Origin of the sequence: Massilia putida (genome assembly GCF_001941825.1) — a bacterium.
Taxonomy (GTDB): domain Bacteria; phylum Pseudomonadota; class Gammaproteobacteria; order Burkholderiales; family Burkholderiaceae_D; genus Telluria; species Telluria putida.
This window is the reverse complement of record NZ_CP019038.1, coordinates 5998092-6018201: the sequence shown is the minus strand read 5'-3', so window position 1 is coordinate 6018201 and position 20110 is coordinate 5998092. Positions and strand designations below refer to the sequence as shown.

The window sequence follows — 20110 nt, the reverse complement described above, 5'->3', positions numbered from 1 at the left end:
CCGTTTTTCGGGGAGGCCCATTATGCACTTCGCCTGTCGAGCATGGCGCGCGCGATGGTGCCCGCGTCCACATACTCGAGCTCGCCGCCGACCGGGACGCCCCGCGCGAGGCGGCTGACCTTGAGGCCGCGCGCCTTCAGCATTTCGCTGATGTAATGGGCGGTCGCTTCGCCCTCGTTGGTGAAATTGGTGGCGAGTACGACTTCCTTGACCTGGCCGTCGGCGGCACGCCCCACCAGTTTTTCCAGGTGCAGATCCTTGGGGCCGATGCCGTCCAGCGGCGACAGCCGGCCCATCAGCACGAAGTACAAGCCTTTGTACGTCAGGGTCTGCTCGATCATCATCTGGTCGGCCGGCGTCTCGACGACGCACAGCAGCGTGCGGTCGCGCTGCTCGTCCGCGCACAGGTCGCAGACTTCGGTTTCCGAGAAAGTATTGCACATGGCGCAGTGGTGCACCGCGTCGACGGCCTGGTACAGCGCGCGCGACAGCATGGCGGCGCCTTCGCGGTCGTGCTGCAGCAGATGGAAGGCCATGCGCTGCGCCGACTTCGGCCCGACGCCCGGCAGGCGGCGCAAGGCCTCGGTGAGGAAGTCGAGCGATTTGGACATGTGATCTCCGCCGGGATTACTCGGCTCGCCAGGCGGCCAGCGCCTCGGCAGTCATGGTGGGGATGAACTCGGTGACCGCATAGGTCGCGAGGCCGGCCTGCGCGAACGGATCGTCGCGCAGCGCCGCGTCGAGCTCGGCGCGGCTGGCGGCGTGGGCGATGAGGATGCCGCCGTCGCGCGGCTCCTTGCGGCCCGACATCAGCATCAGCCCGCGCGCATACTGTTCCTCCAGCCAGGCGCGGTGCGCCGGGAGGTAGGCGTCGATGCGCTCGAGCGGCGCCGTGTAAGTCAGCGTAACGATATACATTCAATGCACATCAGAACGGCATCTTGAAGCCCGGCGGCAGCGGCAGGCCGGCGGTCAGGCCGCTCATCTTTTCCTGCGCGGTCGTCTCGGCCTTGCGCACGGCGTCGTTGAACGCGGCGGCGACCAGGTCTTCCAGCATGTCGCGGTCGTCGCCCAGCAGCGACGGGTCGATCGACACGCGCTTGACGTCGTTCTTGCAGGTCATGGTGACTTTCACGAGGCCCGCGCCGGACTGCCCTTCGACTTCGATCTGAGCCAGCTGCTCCTGCGCCTTCTTCATGTTGTCCTGCATGGCCTGCGCCTGCTTCATCAGGCCTGCGAGCTGGTTTTTCATCATGATGCGTTCTCCAAAAAAGTCGGACGGATAAATCGTTTATACAGTTTATATGCGTGCGCGGCTCAGGTCGCGATCGGACGCACGGACCCGGGCACGACGAAGGCGTCGAACGTGCGCGCCATCTCTTGCACGAACGGATCGGCATCGACGGCCGCCTCGGCCTCGCGCTGCAGCCGCTCGCGCCTTACCTTGGCTTCGGCGCTGGCCGTGTACCAGGTCGGCGCGATCTCGGTCTCGACGTTCACGCGCACGGCCGGGAAGCGTTCCTGCAGGGCCGCGCACAGCTTGTCGCTGTTGCCGCTGGCGCGCAGCGTGTCGACGGGCACGCGCAGGCGGAACGTGGCGGCGCTACCGTCCGCCACGCACTCGACCAGTTCGGTCTGGAAGGCCAGCTGCTGGGCCACGCCGCGCAGCGGCAGCGATGCCGCCAGCGCCGGCCAGTTGCCGTCCCAGTCGATGGCAGGCACGGGCGTGATGACATAGGCGTACGGCGGCGCGGAAGGCTGCGCGACGCGCGCGGGTGCGGGCGGCGCGGCCACGGCCGGCGTGTCCATCGCGACGGCCGTGTCGTCGGAAAACTCGGTGACCCAGGCCGGCGGCTCGTCCTCGGCCACGGCCTGCCCGTTGCCCTGCCCCTGCGCCCGGGCCGGCTGATGCTGCATGGCCGGCTGCGGCTGGGCCGCGGCGGTGCTTTGCGGAGAGGCGTCCCACGGCGCCGGAGCGGCCGCCTGCGCAGGCGCGGCCGTCGCGCCGGCAACCGCGCCGGGACCGGGCGCCGGCGGCACGGCCGGAGACACTGCCGGTGCGGGTGTTGCGGCCGGCGGTGCGGCCGGGGCCGGACGTCGCGGCACGCCGCCCATGCGGGAACCGGCACGCGCCGCTTCCAGCGCGGCGTCGAGGGCCGCGCGGGCCGACGTCATCGCGCGGCCGGCACCGCCTTGCGCGGACGGTGACGCGGCCGGTGCGGGCGTATGCGCCGCTGGCGCCGGTCCCGCCGGACGCGCAGCCGCGGCCGGGGCCGCCGGCGCGGCGGCCGCAGCGGCCGGGCGCGCCGGTGCCGCCTGCGGCATCGATCGTGCCAGCGCGGCGGGCGCGGGCGCGGCGGCCTGCTCGGCCCCGCCCTGTCCCGGGCGGAACGCCAGCATGCGCAGCAGGGTCATCGTGAAACCCGCGTACTCGTCCGGCGCGAGGCCGATCTCGTTACGCCCGTGCACGGCGATCTGGTAATACAGCTGCACTTCCTGCGGATCGAATTGCGTCGCCAGGCGCTGGATGTCGGCCAGTTCCGGCAAGTCGTCCGGCAGCGCGACAGGCACGGTCTGCGCCAATGCGATCCGGTGCAGCAAGGTGCCCAGGTCCTGCAAGGCGCCGTTGTACGACAGGCTGCGGCTGGCCATCTCGTCCGCGACGGCCATCAAATCCGCGCCGTCCTCGTTGGCCAGCGCGTCGAGCAGGCGCACCAGATAGGACTGGTCGAGTGCGCCCAGCATGCCCTGCACGGCGTCGAGCGTGACGGCGCCGGCCGCATAGGCGATGGCCTGGTCGGTCAGCGACAACGCGTCGCGCATCGAACCGTGCGCGCCCTGCGCGAGCAGGCGCAGCGCGGGCTGCTCGAACGTCACGCCTTCCTGGCCGAGGATGTTTTCCAGGTGGCCCACGATGTGACCGGGCGGCATCTGTTTCAGGTTGAACTGCAGGCAGCGCGACAGCACCGTCACGGGAATCTTTTGCGGGTCCGTCGTCGCGAGGATGAATTTCACGTGCTCGGGCGGCTCCTCCAGCGTCTTCAGCATCGCGTTGAAGGCGTGGTTCGTCAGCATGTGCACCTCGTCGATCATATAGACCTTGAAGCGCGCATTGCTCGGCGCGTAGACCGCCTGTTCCAGCAGCTGGGCCATCTCGTCGACGCCGCGGTTCGACGCCGCGTCCATCTCGACGTAGTCGACGAAGCGGCCGGCGTCGATGGCGCGGCACGGTTCGCACTGGCCGCACGGCGCCGCCGTGATGCCGCCTTGCCCGTCCGGCCCGATGCAGTTGAGCGACTTGGCCAGAATGCGCGACAGCGTGGTCTTGCCCACCCCGCGCGTGCCGGTGAACAGATAGGCGTGGTGCAGCCGTCCGGTACGCAAGGCATGGGTCAGCGCACGGACGACGTGCTCCTGGCCAACCAGCGTTTCAAAGTTCCGGGGACGGTATTTGCGGGCGAGGACTTGATAGGACATACCGGGATTTTACCGTAGACCGGGCTAGGCGCGGCAACATTAGACGCTCGTCGGGAATTCCCCTACACTGATGCTTTTCTTTCAATTAGGAAAAATGAAAACCTCACTGTGCATGCCGCTGCTCTTGACTTCCCTGCTGCTCGCGTTGCCGGGCCATGCGGCCGAACGCGAATGGCTCCCGTACCGCAAACTGGTCGACACCATCAAGCTGGACAAGTTCGACGCCCTGCCCCAGGCCGAGCGCGACAAGGTCATCTTGTACGCCAAGCTGGTGCCGGTGAACAAGGCGATCTCGCCGCTGGATGCGGGACTGGTCGTCGTGGACGGTGCCAGCCGGACGCCCTTGCCGCTCGATGCAAGCGGACGCGCGCGCATGGTGCTCAACCAGCAGTGGCTGGCGCACGATGCGCAAATCTGGACAAGCCTGCCCAAGGGCGAAAAGATGCGAATGGGTTTCGATCTCGGCGCCGTGCTGCCCGAGACAACGCAGTGGCGCTACGCAGCCGTGATGGGCGCCATCCGCCAGACCAATGCCGCGATCGGCAAGGTCGCCGGTACGCTGAGCCTGTTCGTGCCCACGCTGAAGTCGGTGATCTTCAAATTCGACAAGCCGGCCCAGCTGACCATCAAGGCCGCCAACGGCGACAAGCGCTACGCCAGCGATGCCAGGAACCATGTCAGGCTCAAGCTCGACGAGGATATGCTGAAGGAAAACCCGCTGGTGGAATTGTCGGCGCGCCCGCTCGAAGCGGAAATCGACGACTGAAATGAGGAGTAGGCGAGCCTGATCTGCGGCACTTGCGGTGAACGGCTTTGGCTGCTTCGTTCCCGACCTGACCAGGTAAACCATGCCACAATGCGCAGGGGCCCGCCAGCTCGCATTATAACCGGTAACAAGCACGCGGGCAAACCGCGATGGTCCACGAGGCGGACGCGGCGCGCATACCTATATAGAATGCGCGCGCATCCGGTTGCATCGATCGGACATCACAAGCCGAGCTGGCCCCAGATCCCGTCCACGCGCGCCTTCACTTCCGGCGTCATGACGATGGGCGTGCCCCACTCGCGGTTCGTCTCGCCCGGCCATTTATTGGTCGCATCGATACCCATCTTGCTGCCCAGGCCGCTGATCGGCGACGCGAAGTCGAGGTAGTCGATCGGGGTGTTGTCGACCATGACGGTGTCGCGGGTCGGGTCCACGCGCGTCGTGATGGCCCAGATCACTTCCTTCCAGTCGCGCACGTCGACGTCCTCGTCCACGACGACGATGAATTTCGTGTACATGAACTGGCGCAGGAAGCTCCATACGCCGAACATCACGCGCTTGGCGTGGCCGGCGTACTGCTTCTTCATCTGCACGACGGCCATGCGGTAGCTGCAGCCTTCCGGCGGCAGGTAGAAGTCGGTGATCTCCGTGAACTGTTTCTGCAGCAGCGGCACGAACACTTCGTTCAGCGCCACGCCCAGCACGGCCGGCTCGTCGGGCGGCTTGCCCGTGTAGGTCGAGTGGTAGATCGGATCGCGCCGCATCGTGATGCGGTCGATGGTGAACACGGGGAACCAGTCCTGCTCGTTGTAATAGCCGGTATGGTCGCCGTACGGCCCTTCCAGCGCGTGCTCGAAGCCGGTCGGATGGCTCTCGTCCGGATAGATATGCCCCTCGAGCACGATCTCGGCCGACGCCGGCACCCGCAACTCGCTGCCGATGGCCTTCGTCAGGACGGTCCGCTGGCCGCGCAGCAGCCCGGCGAACTGGTATTCGGACAGCGTGTCCGGCACGGGCGTCACGGCGCCGAGGATCGTGGCCGGATCGGCGCCCAGCGCCACCGCCACCGGGTACGGCTTGCCGGGATTGGCGATGCAATGTTCGCGGAAATCGAGCGCGCCGCCGCGGTGCGCGAGCCAGCGCATGATGACCTTGTTCGGCCCCAGCACCTGCTGGCGGTAGATGCCCAGGTTCTGGCGCTTCTTGTTCGGCCCTTTCGTGATGACGAGACCCCAGGTGATCAGCGGCGCGACATCGCCCGGCCAGCAATGCTGGACCGGCAGGCGGGCGAGATCCACGTCCTGGCCTTCCCAGACGATTTCCTGGCACGGGGCGCCCTTCACTTCCTTCGGCGCCATGTCCCACACGGCCTTGACGAGCGAGCCGAGGTCCATGATGTCCCGGAACCCCTTGGGCGGTTCCGGCTCCTTGAGGCGCGCCAGCACGTGGCCGATCTTGCGCAGCTCGCTGACGTCGTCCGCCCCCATGCCCAGCGCCACGCGCCGCGGCGTGCCGAACAGGTTGGCCAGCACGGGGATGGCATAGGGCTTGCCGTCGGGTCCGACCGGCTTTTCGAACAGCAAGGCAGGCCCGCCGGCGCGCAACGTGCGGTCGCACACCTCCGTCATTTCAAGATTGGGTGAAATAGGCGCCGATACGAGCTTGAAGTCATCGATTTCTTGCAACTTAGCAATGAAATCTCGTAAGTCAGAATAGTTCATTGAATTTTTAATTCTTTTTTACATCTTTTGAGGTGCGCTAAAAATCGACGACAAGTGATTGATTTAGCAAAGAATTGATGAGTATGGAGACAATCTTTAGATATAAAAGTTATAGAATTCGAAAGTGCTAGTATTGACTTGATATAAACCAGCTTCTACAATCCGCCGTATCAAGTGAGACAGGCCCGTCCAGGACGTGATTCTAGCCGGTCTCATTCTTTCACGGGGTCGGGGCCCCAGCGACATTTTAGGAGTGTTTTCACTGGGCGTCTGCCCAACCAACCCCGAGACAGTTGTTTAGCTACTGGGCGCCTCCACTGCAGCGCTGCCCAGCTGAAGCAAGCAATGACGGCGTTCCTCGACCGCTACGGGCGGCGACGGACGGTTTTCTGATGCACGGCATGAGTACGCTCAAACGCTGCGCTTACGCGCTGCGCCGGGACTGCTTTTTCCGCGACAAAGGAGAGACGATGATCCATCGCTTCATCGGCACGAGCGCAAGGCTCGTCCAACAGATGGCCAGCCAGCCAGTCACGTGGTCTTCCGTGATCAAAGCGGCACGTGGTGTATTGACCACCGCGCAACATACCTTGACCGTATTCGGTCTTTCCGCAGTAGCAATGATTGCCCTGCTGTACAGCCGCCCCGAGTTTGCGAAACGGGTGTCGGATTTCCTGAGCCCGCACCAGAGCGCACCCGCGCCGGTCGCAGCCAATGCGTCGATCCAGCTCGTGGCCGCACACGGCGCCGACGCCGTCGAAATCGGCAATGGCGACGACAAGGCGCAGAACCGCCCGACCCGGCAGCAGAAGTACGTGACGGACTGGCTGTCGCGCCGCTACCGCGTGGCCGGCGACGCCGCCAACATGCTCGTCTCGACCGCCTACAGCACGGCGCACGAGATCAAGCTGGACCCCCTGCTGATCCTGGCCGTGATGGCCATCGAGTCGGGCCTGAATCCGTTCGCGGAAAGCCCGATGGGCGCGCAGGGCCTGATGCAGGTGATGTCCAAGGTCCACAGCGACAAGTTCGAGGAAGTCGGCGGCTCGCAGGCTGCCCTGAATCCGGTCGCCAACATCCGTGTCGGCGCCCTGATCCTGAAGGATTACGTGAACCGCACCGGCTCGGTCGAAGGCGCCCTGAAGAGCTATGTCGGCGCCGGCGCGGCCGATGACGACTCGGGCTACGGCTCCAAGGTCCTGACCGAGTACAAACGCCTGAAACAGGTCGCGAGCGGCAAGAACGTGCCGATCTACTTCCCGCCGGCGTCCGCACCGACGCCGAGCACGACGCTGGCCCAGAAGTCGGTCGGCGCACCGGCCAAGCCGGACAACGCTGCGGTCGACGCGGCCCACGGCGGCAACCAGAGCGGCGAGACGGTCGCCGGGCTCTGAGTCTTACCCTTTCCTGGTCGAAAGCCACTGTCGGCGAGAGCTGGCGGTGGCTTTCTTTTTTGGCCTGTCTTTCCCGCGAAGGCGGGAATGACGTTTTTAAGCAGCGTGCCGCAAACTAAGCAGCGTGCCGCAAACGCGCAAAAAAAAGCCGCCCCGGTTCCCCGGGACGGCCTTCTCATATATATCTAGCAGGAAACGACTCAGCGCCGCGCGTCCGCCGCCACCTCGTCCGGACGCATCTTGCCGGCCAGACGGTCCAGCACGCCGTTCACGTACTTGTGACCGTCGATACCGCCGAACGACTTGGCCAGCTCCACCGCTTCGTTGATCACGACGCGGTACGGGATCTCGATCTGGTTCTTCAGCTCGTACGCGCCGAGCAACAGCACGGCATGTTCGATCGGCGACAGTTCCGCGATCGGACGGTCGACGGTCGGGGCGATCACCTCGCGCAGTTCCACCGACTGGGCGATCGCACCGTTCAGCAGCTCCGTGAAGTACTCGCCGTCGGCCTTGTCGAAGCCGTGGGCGCTGCGGATGTTGGCGATGACCGTAGCGGCCGGCTCATTGTTCAGCAGCCACTGATACAGCCCCTGGAGCGCAAACTCGCGCGCGCGGTGCCGCGGCGTGCGGTTCTTGTTGGGGTTGGCGTGCAAAGTCTTGTCAGTCATGGTTTTACTCGGTGAATCCTACTTTTCTTTACTCTTCTTCGGCCTGCAGCTCTTCGAGGCCCAGCAGCAGGTTGGCCATCTCGACCGCGACGCGTGCCGCGTCCGTGCCCTTCTCGGCCATGCGGGCTTCCGCCTGCTCGTCGTTCTCGGTGGTCAGCACGGCGTTGGCGATCGGCATGCCGTAATCCAGGCCGATGCGGGTGATGCCGGCGCCCGACTCGTTCGACACGAGTTCGAAGTGGTACGTTTCGCCACGGATGACGGCGCCCAGCGCGATCAGCGCATCGAATTGCTGCGTCTCGGCCATCTTCTGCAGGGCCAGCGGGATTTCCAGCGCGCCCGGGACGGTCACGTGCAGGATGTCTTCATCGGCGACGCCGAGATGTTTCAGTTCAGCCAGGCATGCCGACAGCAGGCCATGGCCGACATCGGCATTGAAACGTGCCTGCACGATACCGATGCGCAGGCCTTCACCTGCCATATTGCTTTCAAAAGTTCCTACCGTCATGGCTATGCCTCTTGTTCTCTTTGTTTCGTGAATTAATGGGTCAATGGTACCGCGTTATGCCTGCTCATTACGAGCTCACCTCGCAGCCGGGTTTCGCCAAATAGCCCGTCACCTCGAGGTCGAAGCCGGCCATGGACGGCATCTTGCGCGGGTTGGCCAGCAGCTTCATCTTGCGCACGCCGAGCTGGCGCAGGATCTGCGCGCCGATGCCGTACGTGCGCAGGTCCAGGTTGGACGCACGGCCGACCGGGCGCACCGGCTTGTCCTCGAACTGGGCGAACAGTTCGTCGGCCGTTTCGGCGCAGTCGAGCAGGACGATGACGCCCGCTTCCGCCTGCTGCACGGCCTGCATGGCGGCGGCGAGATTCCACGAGTGCGACGTCGAGGTGCTGTCCAGCAGGTCGAGGATGGACACGGGCTGGTGCACGCGCACGAGCGTCTCGCGGTCTTCCTGCGGCGCGCCGTGCACGAGGGCCAGGTGCGCCGAGCCGCTCGGCTTGTCGCGGAAGGCGACCAGCTTGAACTCGCCGTGCACGGTCGACAGCGCACGCTCCGCCACGCGTTCGACGAGCGTCTCGTTCTGGCTGCGGTAGTGGATCAGGTCGGCAATGGTGCCGATCTTGAGGCCGTGTTCCTGCGCGAATTCCAGCAGGTCCGGCAGGCGCGCCATCGTGCCGTCTTCCTTGATGATCTCGCAGATGACGGACGCCGGGGTCAGGCCCGCCATTTCCGTCAGGTCGCAGCCCGCTTCCGTATGACCGGCGCGCATCAGCACGCCGCCCTTGACGGCGCGCAGCGGGAAGATGTGGCCCGGCTGGACGAGATCTTCCGGCTTCGCATCCTTCGCGACGGCCACCTGGATGGTGCGGGCGCGGTCGGCGGCCGAGATGCCCGTCGTGACGCCTTCCGCCGCCTCGATCGAGACGGTGAAGTTGGTGCCGAACGACGTGCCGTTGCGGGTCGTCATCATCGGCAGTTCGAGGCGGTCGCAGATCTCCTCGGACAGGGTCAGGCAGACGAGGCCGCGCGCGTGGCGGATCATGAAGTTGATGGCCTCGGGCGTGACGTGTTCGGCGGCGAGCACCAGGTCGCCTTCGTTCTCGCGGTCTTCCTCGTCGACCAAAATGACCATGCGCCCGGCGCGCAATTCGTCAACGATTTCCTGGGTGGTGGAGATGGGCATGTGGGATTCCTCGATTGCAGACCGGCTGGTGCGGAAATCCGCTATTTTAAAGGATTTGCCGGTCCTCGGCCGTATCCCCGCCGCAGGCCGTCGACGTTAGAGTCCCACTACCACTCTCGACCCATTGTTTCGTTGCATAATGACAACGACACGCCGTGCCGGCCGTGCGTTACATCATACTCATTTACAAGTGTGGCGCCTGCCGGGCAAGGTAGAATGATTTTTTTCCGTGCTGAGGACGTCGCCGCATGCTCATCCGAATCGCCCGCATTTCTTTCCTCGTCGCCGCCCTGCTGGTGCAAGGCCTGGCGCCGGGCGCGTCCCTGAAGCTGGACGATCCGCTGCCGGTCGGGGCCCAGGTGAAGGTCGGCAAGCTCGACAACGGCCTGACCTATTACATCCAGCGCAACCGCATGCCCGAGCACAAGCTGGAACTGCGCCTCGTCGTCAAGGCCGGCTCCATCCTCGAGGACGCCGACCAGCAGGGCCTGGCCCACTTCACCGAGCACATGGCCTTCAACGGCTCGCGCCATTTTAAAAAGCACGAGCTGGTCTCGTACCTGCAATCGATCGGCGTGAAGTTCGGCGCCGACCTGAACGCGTACACGTCGTTCGACGAGACCGTCTACATCCTGCCGGTCCCGGCCGACCGCAAGGACGACCTCGACAAAGCCTTCCTCGTGCTGGAAGACTGGGCGCATGGCCTGACCCTGACGGATGCCGACATCGACAAGGAGCGCGACATCATCCTCGAAGAGGCACGCCTCGGCAAGGGCGCCGGCGACCGCATGCAGAAAGTGCTGATGCCGAAGATTTATAACGGTTCGCGCTATGCCGACCGCCTGCCGATCGGCCAGGAAGACGTCATCCGCACCTTCAAGCCGGACACCCTGCGCCGCTTCTACCGCGACTGGTACCGCCCGGACCTGATGGCCGTCGTCGCGGTGGGCGACATCGATCCCGCAAAAGCTGAGCAATTGATCCGCCGTCATTTCGCGGGTCTCAAGAACCCGGCCCACGAGCGCCCGCGCGACTACGCGAAGATCCCGCCCCGCACCGACAACGAAGCGCTCGTCGTCACCGACAAGGAAGCGGGCCCGGCATCGATCCTGATCCGCTACCCGGTGCGCGCCTTCCACGAGCGCGAGACGCTGCGCGGCTACCGCGAGCAACTGATCGAAGCGCTGTTCGCCGGTATGCTGAACCAGCGCCTGCAGGAACTGTCGCAGCTGCCGACACCGCCCTTCATCGGCGCCAGCAGCGCCCTCTCCCGCCTGACGCCGCGCTACCGTTCGTACAATGCGATGGCCGCGCTCGGCATGAGCGGCGCCACCGTCGCCATCGACGCGCTCGTGCAAGAGAACGAGCGGGCGCGCCGCTTCGGCTTCACGGCGGCCGAGCTGGACCGCATGAAGAAGACGATGATGCGCACCTACGAGCGCGCCTGGAACGAGCGCGACAAGACCGATTCCGCCGTCCACGCGTCCGAACTGATGCGCAACTTCCTCGAAGGCGAATCGATCCCCGGCATCGACGCCGAATACCGCTACGTGAAAGACATGGTGCCCGGCATCACGCTGGCCGAGATCAACGCGTATGCGGCCAAAACCATCCCGGCCGACTCCGGCAAGCTCGTGATCTACACGGGCTCGACCAAGGCCGACGGCGACGCGGCCATCCCGACCGGCGACCAGTTGCTCGCCGCCGTCGCGGCCGCGGAAAAGCGCGACGTGCAGGCGCACGACGAAAAAGCCGTGGCCGCGCACCTGATGGAGCACCCGCCGGCGCCCGGCAAGATCGTCGACGAGAGCCGCGACGAGAGCCTCGGCCTGACCCGGCTGACCTTGTCGAACGGCGTCAAGGTGATCCTCAAGCCGACGACGTTCCGCAACGACCAGGTCCTGATGAGCGCCGCCCGCTTCGGCGGCCAGAGCCTGTTCGACGACAAGGACATGTTCAACGCCCGCTATGCCGACACGATCGTCGCCGCGATGGGCTTGAAGGATTTCTCGCCGCTCGACATGCGCAAGATCTTGGCCGGCAAGGCGGCGTCCGTCAGCGCGGGCCTGGGCAACAACACGGACGTGGTCGCGGGCACCGCGGGCGCCACCGACGTCGAGACGATGCTGCAGATGGTGTGGCTGAAGTTCGCCGGCGTGCGCCGCGACGAGGATCTGTATAAATCGTTTATCGGCAAGCAGATGGAACTGGCGCGCAACCGCCTGTCGCAGCCGGGCGCCCTGTTCGGCGACACCGTGCTGGCCACGCTGTACAACAATAACCCGCGCGCACCGCGTGCCCTGCGTCCCGACGACATCACGAAGATCGATCTCGACCGCGCGATCGCCATCTACCGCCAGCGCTTTTCCAGCGCCAAGGGCCTGACGTTCATCTTCGTCGGCAGCTTCGACCCGGCCGCCATCAAGCCGCTCCTCGCGACCTACCTCGGCAGCCTGCCGACGCCGGACATCCCGACCGCCTACCGCGACCTCGGCATCCGTCCCGTGTCGGGCGTCGTCAAGCGTGAAGTGAACAGCGGCTCGGAAGACCGCAGCACCGTGTCGCTGACTTTTACCGGCCCGACCGACGTCACGGAACTGGAAGAACTGCGCCTGTCCGCGCTGACGGAAGTCATGAATATCCGCATCATCGACGTGCTGCGCGAAAAACTGGGCCTGATCTACGGCGGCGGCATGGAAGGCTCGATGACGCGCATCCCGTACAGCCACTACACGATCGGCGTGCAGTTGCCGACCGGTCCGGACAACGTCGACAAGGTGCTGACCGCGACCTTCGCCGAGATCGAGCGCATGCGCACGGAAGGCCCGACGCAGGCCGACCTGGACAAGGTCAAGACGAACTGGCTGCAGACCTACCGCAAGTCGCTGCAGGAAAACACGTACTGGCTGGCCGCGCTGCAGACGTCGCTGACGGAAGGCACGGACCCCGGCACCATCCTCACGTTCGACAAGGAGGTGCAGAACCTGACCGTGGACGACGTGAAGCGGGCGGCGCAGCGCTACCTGAACACGGAGAACTATGTGCAGGTGGTGTTGAATCCGGAAGCGAAGGCCGCCGCCGCCCAGGCCAGGAACGCGACTGACAAGAAGCCCCGTTCGTAGGGTGGACGGCTCGCCGTCCACGCGGTGATACGCGACCCCGGACACGTCGTATTCGCGCCGGCGAACGTTGAACGCGACCTGGGACACGTCGAATCATGCCGGCGAACGTTGAACGCGAGGACAGCAAAGCTGTCCACCTACAGATATTTGTTGAACCAGGCGATCTCGCGCGCGCGCAGATCGCGCTGGTTCTCCGGCTTGCGGAACGCGTGGCCCTCGCCGTCGTACACGAGCAAGGTGGTCGGCACGCCCAGCGCCCGCAGCGCGTGCCAGAACTCGAACGACTGCGCCGGCGGACACTCGACGTCGCGCTCCCCCACATAAATCAGCGTCGGCGTGCGCGCCGCCTTGATCGATTCGATGGGCGAAGCCGCGCGGTAGATCGCGGGATCGTCATACATCGTCGCACCGAAGTAAGGCACCATCCACTGGTCGATGCCGTTCTGGCCGTAATAGCTGATCCAGTTGGCGATGCCGGCGCCGGCCACGGCGGCCTTGAAGCGCTGGCTGTGCGTGACGCCCCACATCGTCATGAAGCCGCCGTAGGAATGGCCCATCAGCCCGAGGCGGTTGCCGTCGATCGGCGCCCGGGCGATGGCCGCGTCGACGCCGGCCAGGATGTCGCGCCAGTCACCGCCGCCGAAGTCGCGCATGTTCGCCCGCGTGAACGCCGCGCCCTGGCCATAGCTGCCGCGCGGGTTCGGCATGAACACGAAATAGCCTTCCTTCACCAGGTCGCGCACGAGCGCATTGCCGCTGTCGCCGCCGGACACGTAGCGCGGCGACACGGCCGACGCGGGGCCGCCGTGCACCTGCACGATCATCGGATAGGTTTTGCCCGCGTCGACATTGCGCGGCCCGACCAGCCAGCCCTGTACGCTGAACCCCTCGTTGGTCCAGCCGACGCTGCGCGCGGCCACCTGCGGCGCGAAGCCGTCGTTGTCGCGCGTGATCGGCACCAGTTCCGGCAGGCGTCCCGCGACGATGCGCGGCGCGTGCTCGAAGTCTTCCGTCACGGACGCGGCCACGCGGCCGTCCGCGCTGAACACGAAGCGGCCGTCGCGGCCGGCCGACACGCCCACCGGCGCTTGCCACAGCATGCGCGTCGCGCGCGCGTCCGGGTCGATCGCGGCGATGCCGGCGTCGCTGCCCGCCAGCACGGACGCCAGTAATTCCTTGCCGCGCCACGCGATGCCGTTGAAGGTGGCCTTGTAGTCCGGCGTCACGTCGACGGGTTCGCCGCCGCCTTCCAGCGGCACCGTATACACGTCGCCGCCGACGGAGCCGAAGTCGCTCATCAGGCCCCCGATGAACGCCACCGTGCGGCCGTCCGGCGACACGTGCGGCATGTTCATTTGCATCTTCGGCGCCGCGATCACGCGCAGCCGGCCGCTGACCGCGTCGACATGGCCCAGCGTGGCGATCCACCAGTTGTTGTCGCCATTGCCCTTCGCGCTCGTGACCACGAAGCCCTTGCCGTCCGGCGTCCAGTCGTATTCGTAGATGTAGGTGTCGCCCGGCGACACCAGACGATAATCACCACCGCCCGCGCCGCCGCTTACCGGCACGATGGCGATGCGCTGCTCGTCCTCTTCCTGCGCGAGGCCGATCTCGCCGATCCGGCGCGCGCCCGCTTCGACGGCGCCCGCCAGCTTTTTCGCGCCGACCGTCGCGAGGAACGCGACCTGGCGCCCGTCCGGCGACCAGCGCACGGTGCCGGCGACGCCTTTCACGGTAATGAGCAGAGTCGTCCGGCCGTCGCGCAACAGCATGACGGCGGCCGTGCCCGCCTTCGGGTCGGTGACGATCGCGGCCAACGTCTTCTGGTCCGGCGACCAGGCCAGCGATTCCAGCTTGCATTGCGCGCAGTCGGCCTTTTGCCACGTCGACGCGACCTTGCCCGTGGCCGTGTCGCGCACGACGACGCGCGGCCCCGTCTTCGCCTCCCCCTCCACCGCTTCGACGGCCGCGATACGGTCGCCGCCCGGCGCCATCGTGAGCGTGCGGTAGGTGCGGATGCCGGCCGGGTCGGCCGAAGCAAACCCCGCCGCCGCGAGCAGCGTGATCAACGCCGCGCCGCGCGCCAGAGTCTTGCCATGCTTGGGAGTGTCCAGGGTCATCGTCTCGTCCTTGTTGTCGTTGTGGATGCCAACGTAAAGACGCGCGCGAATGCCCCGCCTACGCTGGAATAAATGCCAGCGGGAAGTCTACGCCAAATATCCCTGGTCAGGCTTTGGCTGCGCTGAGCATGCGCTCCACGTAGCGGGCGATGAGGTCGATTTCCAGGTTGACCTTGGCGCCGGCGCGCAGGTGCTTCAGCGTCGTGACGGCGATCGTGTGCGGGATCAGGTTGATCGAGAAGCGGCAGCACGCTTGACCCGCGCCATCGATGTCCTCGACGCTGTTGACGGTCAGCGACACGCCGTTCACGACGACGGAACCTTTATAGGCCAGGTATTTGCCCAGCTCACGCGGTGCGTCGATGACGAGTTTCCACGACTCGCCCACCTGCTCGAAGCTGTGCACCTCGCCGAGCCCGTCCACGTGCCCCGAGACGAGGTGCCCGCCCAGGCGCTCGGCCAAGGTCAGCGCCTTTTCCAGGTTCACTTCGCCCGGCTGGTCGAGGCCGACGGTGCGGTTCAGGCTCTCGCGCGACACGTCGACGGCGAACGCGCTGTCCGTCTTCTCGACGACGGTCATGCAGGCGCCGTTGATGGCGATCGAGTCGCCCAGCGCGACGTCGCCCAGCGGCAGGCCGCCCGCGTCGATGTCGAGGCGCACGCCCGCATCCGCGCCGTCCGCGAGCGGGGTGACCGATTTGATGCTGCCGACGGCAGCGACGATTCCGGTGAACATACTCTCTTCCTTTGCTTTTACTTGTATCGGTGTCAGGCGTGGCGGTTCGGGTCTTCGTCCGGCCGGAAACGCGCCATGATGCGCAGGTCGGGGCCGACCTGGGCCACGCCATGGAAATGCAGCGGCAGCTTGTCCGCCAGGCGCGCCAGCGGCGGCAGCGCGAACATCCCCTGTCCCGGACCGACGAGGCTGGGCGCCAGGTACACGAGCAGCTCGTCCACGCAGCCTTCGCGCACGAGCGACGCGTTCAGCTTGGAACCGGCCTCGACATGCAGCTCGTTGATCTCGCGCCGGCCCAGCTCGCGCATGAGCGCCGGCAGGTCGACCTTGCCGGACGGATTCGGCAGCATGATGATCTCATGCCCCATCGCCCGCAGCGCCGCTTCTTTTTCCCGCTGCGGCACGGCGGCCACGATCCAGCACGGCTCGCCCTGCAGGATGCAGGCGCCCGTCCCGATGTCGAGGCGGCTGTCGACGATCACGCGGCGCGGCTGCAGCGGCGTGTCGATGCCGCGCACGGTCAGCTGCGGGTTGTCGACCTTGATCGTGCCGATGCCGGTCAGGATCGCGCTCGCGCGCGCGCGCCACGCGTGGCCATCCGCACGCGCCTCCTGGCTCGTGATCCACTGGCTTTCGCCGTTGTCCAATGCCGTGACGCCGTCCAGGCTGGCCGCCGTCTTGAGGCGCACCCACGGCCGGCCATGGCGCATGCGCGTAAAGAAGCCGATGTTCAGTTCGTACGCCTGCTTCGCCAGCACGCCCGCGCTGACGTCGATCCCGGCCGCTTCCAGCTGCGCCATCCCCCGCCCCGCCACGAGCGGGTTCGGGTCGACCATCGACGCGACGACGCGGCCGAGCCCCGCCTGGATCAGCGCGTTCGAGCACGGCGGCGTGCGCCCGTAGTGGCTGCACGGCTCCAGCGTCACGTAGGCGGTGGCGCCGCGCACGTCGTTGCCGCGCGCCTGGGCATCGCGCAGCGCCTGGATCTCGGCGTGGGCCTGGCCGGCGGGCTGCGTGTGGCCGGCGCCGATGACGACGCCATCGCGCACGATCACGCAACCGATGCGCGGGTTGGGCGCGGTGATGTACATCCCCTTCGCCGCCCATTCCAGGGCCAGCGCCATGCCGTCGGTATCGCTCTGTATCTGCACTCTCGTTTCCGGTCTCGCTACGTTGTTCACTGCGGTGCCGCGGCGCCGTCGCAACCCGCATCGCGCGCCGGATCGCACACGCGCGCCCGGCCCAGCATATTGATTTTAATACGGCGGATGTGCCCGCCGTGAAACAGCGACACCGTTCCCCAGCGCGCCGCCGCGCTGTTGCCGTCGGCGCAACTGCGCCCCGCGCCATTGTAGGCGATATAGTACGGCGGTGCGACATTCGTGAAGGCGAAGCCGACGGCGATGCCGGGCGCCAGCGGACCATGCTCCGCGATCAGCTCATCCGTAGCCGGCTCGCCATCGTCGTGCTCGTCGACCACGCGCCAGCCCCGGCGCCAGTCGGCGCCGCGAGGATCCAGCGGCACCAGCTTGATCTGGCGCCCGCGCGCCAGCGCCTGGGCCCGCGCGAGATCGATCGCCGCGAACAGGTCGCCCGTTGCCGCCTTCAACTGCTGGGTACGCACGAGATCGCGCAGGTCGGGCGCGGCGATGGCCAACGATAACGCCGCCACGGCCAGCACGATGCACATTTCCGGCAGCGACACGCCGCGGGCCCGCGCGCCGCAGCACGTCACGGCCAACATCGCGCCCCCGTGCCTTGCTCGCCCTGGCGTCCGGTGCTGTCCAGGGTCAGCACGCCGCAGTCGGGATCGCGGAAGCGCGCGTCGACCCTGGCCGTGCCGGGACGGGCACGGATCTCGACGCACGCCGCGATGTCGCGCCCGTGACAGGCATGCGCATCGAGTTCGTAGGCACTGGCGGACGCATTGGCGCCCGACCACCACGTGAACCCGTCCGCACCGGACTCGTCCGCCGAGAAGGCGACGTAGGTGTTGTGCTGGACATGATATCGCTCCTGCCGCTGCATGGCTTCGATCAGCGCCACCTCCCCTTCGGTGCGCCGCGTGCGCACGATGTAGCCGGCGTAGGTCGGATACGCGAGCGCCCCGAGGATGCCGACGATGGCCACGACGATCATCAGTTCGACCAGGGTGAAGCCCGGGCTTGGTGCAAGGGATCGAATGTCATGGCCGGGTATGTGCGTGCAGCTCGGCCCAGTTCGCGATTTCGCCCCAGCCGATGCGGCCGGCGGGGAGTTGGCGCTGTTGCGGCCGGGTCGTCGGGTTGCCGTCGCCGTCGTCATGGCCGTCCCCGTGTGCGTTTCCATTGCCATTGCCTCCTTCATGTCCGTCCGCGTTTCCATTCGGCGGCGGCAAGCGGTACAGCGACTGCAGCACGACCCGCGTCGCTATCCGGCTCCCGAAGCCGATGGCCGTGATGCGATAAAAACCGCCCTGCCGCGCGGTGGCGCCGGGCGGCGCGATCCGCTCGATGACATAGGCCGGCAGCCGCGCGGGCAGCACGCCGTGGCCGATGGCCAGCGTGGCGCCCGTAAAGCGGCCGTACGGCACGAGCGCCGGGTTGTTCCCGGCCGTGAGGTCCAGCGTCTGCCACGCGGGCGGCGACCGGGCCCGGCACAGGCCGCGATCGTCCTCGCCGCGCCCGCAGCCGTCGACGAAGGCGCCTGCCCCCGCCGGGCTGAAATGCGCGGCGCGGTCCGGTGGCGCATCCGCCGCGCCGGCGATGTCGTGCTCGGCATCGCGCAAGGCCGCCTCGGCCGCGGCCCACGCCACGTCGCGGTCGCGTTCGTTGCGCGCGGCAGCCAGCAGGACGAAGCCGCCGCGCACGACGGCCAGGCCAATCACCATCGCCGCGAGCATCAGCATCAGCGCGCAGACGAGGGCCAGCCCGGATTCGGAGCGGCGCGTCTTCATGATGGCGGCGCCGGCAACGCGACCGTGAACGTGAACAGCCGCCGCTCGCGCCGCCGCAGGTCGGGCGTCATGCGGGCTTCGTCCAGCGAACTGCCGGGATCGTCCGCACCGGCGGCATCCGCATAGCCCGCGCCGAGCAGGTCGTAGCGCGCGCTGCCGGGCACCGCGCGCGTGGGCCGGCTCCCGTGCAGCAGCAGGCCCACGCGCACGCCGACGATGCGCTTCCAGTGGGTGCGGCGGTTGAATTCCGCCTCGCCCAGGCTGGCCAGTTCGGCATCGAGCGCATCCACTGCCGCCGCGTTCAGGTAGCGATTGGCCACGCCGTCGGGCGGATCGTCCGTGTCCACGCCGTACAGGACCTGGAAGCCATCGACCCCGGTCACCAGCGCGTCCGCGCTCCAGTGCGCGGCGCCACGGTATTTGCAGCGCAATTCGGCCTCGCCCTCGCCGTTGCGCGCCACGTAGAAGATGCTCCAGCCCTCCTCCCCCGCGGCAGCCGGAAAGCCCGCGCAGTCGATGGCGTCGCCATCCGCGCCGGGAAAACGGATGGCCAGCACGTCGCTGCCGTTGATGGCGGCCGGGAGCGGATCGGAAAGGCCCGGCGTCGTGCGGGACAGCGTGCGCGCATCCAGCCCGGCCAGGCGCGCCGGCGCGGCATCGGACGCCGGATCGGCCAGTGTCGCGACGTCGACGGCGCCCGCCTGACGCACGGCGCGGGCAATGAGGTCGACGGCGAAACGTCCGCCATCGTCGACCGCGGACGACTCGACCTGGGCCGCGTACGCGCCGTTCGCCAGCACGAGCAGGCGCCCGGCCGCCAGCACGACGCCCAGGCCGACGGCCAGCGCCACCATCAGCTCGGCCAGCATCATGCCGCCTTGGCGGACGGACCGTCTCATCGTGCCGCTCCCGCCAGCGGCAGCATCACCTTCGGCGCAGCCGTCGCCGTCTCGCCCGGTGCACGCCATCCGACCTTGACGACCAGCGGCGCCCCGTCCCCGGCGTCGCAGGACCAGGCGGGCGGTCCGGCATCGCGGCACACGCGGATGCGCCCGCCGGGCAAGGTGGCCGCCAGCGCTTCCGACACCTCGTACAGGTCGAAGCGCGCCAGCTCATCCGCGTCGCAGGCCGCGTCCGCGTAGCACAACCCGGATGCCGTCGGCGCGCCGCTGCCGGCGTCGTAATCGAGCTGCAGATAGGGATTGTCGGCATCGGGCAGCGCCAATGCGTGGGGATTCGCGCGCATGCGCTCGGCCAGCGACCGCGCCAGCCGGGTGCCTTCGGCCAGGTGCGCGGCATCGCGCGACGAGCGCACGGCCAGCGCCTGCAACGCGGCCGCGCCGGCAATGCCCACCGCAACCACGAACAGCGCGACGAGCACTTCCACCAGCGTGAACCCGGCGCGCACGCGCAATGACGAACCCGGCAGCGACCGCATCGACGACCTCCAGCTTATCGTTTTTCGAAGCTGACAAGG

At 67.1% G+C, this 20110-nt stretch carries 19 protein-coding genes and 1 other RNA gene; 3 read left to right on the top strand and 17 right to left on the bottom strand.

Going from position 1 to position 20110, the window contains the following annotated elements; genetic code table 11:
- Positions 1–20 precede the first annotated feature (20 nt).
- From recR to BVG12_RS28970, 4 genes are all read right to left on the bottom strand, one after another.
- Positions 21–611: a recombination mediator RecR gene (gene recR / locus BVG12_RS28985; RefSeq protein ID WP_075795428.1), complete on the bottom strand. Its 591-nt coding sequence runs from the start codon at positions 609–611 to the stop codon at positions 21–23.
- A 16-nt stretch (positions 612–627) separates the two neighbouring features.
- Positions 628–918 (bottom strand): YciI family protein, encoded by a 291-nt coding sequence (locus tag BVG12_RS28980; RefSeq protein ID WP_075795427.1) that lies wholly within the window; start codon positions 916–918, stop codon positions 628–630.
- 10 nt (positions 919–928) lie between these two features.
- Entirely contained in the window at positions 929–1255 is a 327-nt protein-coding gene (locus tag BVG12_RS28975; RefSeq protein WP_075795426.1) for a YbaB/EbfC family nucleoid-associated protein, read from the bottom strand.
- Between the two features lie 62 nt (positions 1256–1317).
- Positions 1318–3477, bottom strand: a complete 2160-nt coding sequence (locus BVG12_RS28970) for a DNA polymerase III subunit gamma/tau (RefSeq protein WP_075795425.1) — start codon at positions 3475–3477, stop codon at positions 1318–1320.
- A gap of 94 nt (positions 3478–3571) precedes the next feature.
- Here BVG12_RS28970 and BVG12_RS28965 point away from each other — a divergent pair, with 94 nt between their 5' ends.
- A complete protein-coding gene (locus BVG12_RS28965; RefSeq protein WP_075795424.1) occupies positions 3572–4243 on the top strand; it encodes a hypothetical protein in 672 nt (223 codons plus the stop codon).
- Between the two features lie 8 nt (positions 4244–4251).
- On the opposite strand, the gene ffs is transcribed toward BVG12_RS28965, so the two are convergent.
- Both ffs and ubiD read right to left on the bottom strand, forming a co-directional pair.
- Positions 4252–4350: signal recognition particle sRNA small type (ffs, locus tag BVG12_RS28960), an RNA gene on the bottom strand.
- Between the two features lie 114 nt (positions 4351–4464).
- A complete protein-coding gene (gene ubiD, locus BVG12_RS28955) occupies positions 4465–5964 on the bottom strand; it encodes a 4-hydroxy-3-polyprenylbenzoate decarboxylase (protein ID WP_075795423.1) in 1500 nt (499 codons plus the stop codon).
- Between the two features lie 470 nt (positions 5965–6434).
- Between ubiD and BVG12_RS28950 the strand changes: the two genes are divergently transcribed.
- Complete coding sequence (locus tag BVG12_RS28950; protein WP_075796627.1) at positions 6435–7358, top strand: lytic transglycosylase domain-containing protein; 924 nt, start codon at positions 6435–6437, stop codon at positions 7356–7358.
- A gap of 200 nt (positions 7359–7558) precedes the next feature.
- Here BVG12_RS28950 and nusB read toward each other — a convergent pair whose 3' ends face one another.
- The 3 genes from nusB to ribBA form a co-directional block, all read right to left on the bottom strand.
- Positions 7559–8029: a transcription antitermination factor NusB gene (gene nusB / locus BVG12_RS28945; RefSeq protein ID WP_075795422.1), complete on the bottom strand. Its 471-nt coding sequence runs from the start codon at positions 8027–8029 to the stop codon at positions 7559–7561.
- Positions 8030–8057: 28 nt separating this feature from the next.
- On the bottom strand, positions 8058–8537 hold the full coding sequence (gene ribH / locus BVG12_RS28940) for a 6,7-dimethyl-8-ribityllumazine synthase (RefSeq protein ID WP_075795421.1): 480 nt from the start codon (positions 8535–8537) through the stop codon (positions 8058–8060).
- 67 nt (positions 8538–8604) lie between these two features.
- Positions 8605–9720 carry a bifunctional 3,4-dihydroxy-2-butanone-4-phosphate synthase/GTP cyclohydrolase II gene (ribBA, locus tag BVG12_RS28935; RefSeq protein ID WP_075795420.1) on the bottom strand — a complete coding sequence of 372 codons (1116 nt, stop codon included), beginning with the start codon at positions 9718–9720 and terminating at the stop codon, positions 8605–8607.
- A gap of 248 nt (positions 9721–9968) precedes the next feature.
- On the opposite strand from ribBA, the gene BVG12_RS28930 reads away from it, so the two are divergent.
- A complete protein-coding gene (locus tag BVG12_RS28930; RefSeq protein ID WP_075795419.1) occupies positions 9969–12842 on the top strand; it encodes a M16 family metallopeptidase in 2874 nt (957 codons plus the stop codon).
- A 137-nt stretch (positions 12843–12979) separates the two neighbouring features.
- Here the strand turns inward: BVG12_RS28930 and BVG12_RS28925 are convergent, their stop codons facing one another.
- The 8 genes from BVG12_RS28925 to pilV all read right to left on the bottom strand — a co-directional run bounded on the left by BVG12_RS28925 (position 12980) and on the right by pilV (position 20071).
- A complete protein-coding gene (locus BVG12_RS28925) occupies positions 12980–14962 on the bottom strand; it encodes a S9 family peptidase (RefSeq protein ID WP_075795418.1) in 1983 nt (660 codons plus the stop codon).
- 106 nt (positions 14963–15068) lie between these two features.
- Positions 15069–15698 (bottom strand): riboflavin synthase, encoded by a 630-nt coding sequence (locus BVG12_RS28920; RefSeq protein ID WP_075795417.1) that lies wholly within the window; start codon positions 15696–15698, stop codon positions 15069–15071.
- Between the two features lie 32 nt (positions 15699–15730).
- Positions 15731–16849: a bifunctional diaminohydroxyphosphoribosylaminopyrimidine deaminase/5-amino-6-(5-phosphoribosylamino)uracil reductase RibD gene (gene ribD, locus BVG12_RS28915; protein WP_370662819.1), complete on the bottom strand. Its 1119-nt coding sequence runs from the start codon at positions 16847–16849 to the stop codon at positions 15731–15733.
- Between the two features lie 26 nt (positions 16850–16875).
- Positions 16876–17442, bottom strand: coding sequence for a GspH/FimT family pseudopilin (locus BVG12_RS28910; protein ID WP_075795415.1), 567 nt, complete (start codon positions 17440–17442; stop codon positions 16876–16878).
- Positions 17430–17882 carry a type IV pilin protein gene (locus tag BVG12_RS35570; RefSeq protein ID WP_307189128.1) on the bottom strand — a complete coding sequence of 151 codons (453 nt, stop codon included), beginning with the start codon at positions 17880–17882 and terminating at the stop codon, positions 17430–17432. The genes BVG12_RS28910 and BVG12_RS35570 overlap by 13 nt, the downstream gene beginning before the upstream one ends.
- A 1-nt stretch (position 17883) precedes the next feature.
- Positions 17884–18633: a pilus assembly PilX family protein gene (locus tag BVG12_RS28900; protein ID WP_075795414.1), complete on the bottom strand. Its 750-nt coding sequence runs from the start codon at positions 18631–18633 to the stop codon at positions 17884–17886.
- Positions 18630–19532 carry a PilW family protein gene (locus BVG12_RS28895; protein ID WP_083685497.1) on the bottom strand — a complete coding sequence of 301 codons (903 nt, stop codon included), beginning with the start codon at positions 19530–19532 and terminating at the stop codon, positions 18630–18632. The genes BVG12_RS28900 and BVG12_RS28895 overlap by 4 nt, the downstream gene beginning before the upstream one ends.
- Entirely contained in the window at positions 19529–20071 is a 543-nt protein-coding gene (gene pilV, locus BVG12_RS28890; RefSeq protein ID WP_075795412.1) for a type IV pilus modification protein PilV, read from the bottom strand. Before pilV ends, BVG12_RS28895 begins: the two co-directional genes overlap by 4 nt.
- Positions 20072–20110: the final 39 nt, after the last annotated feature.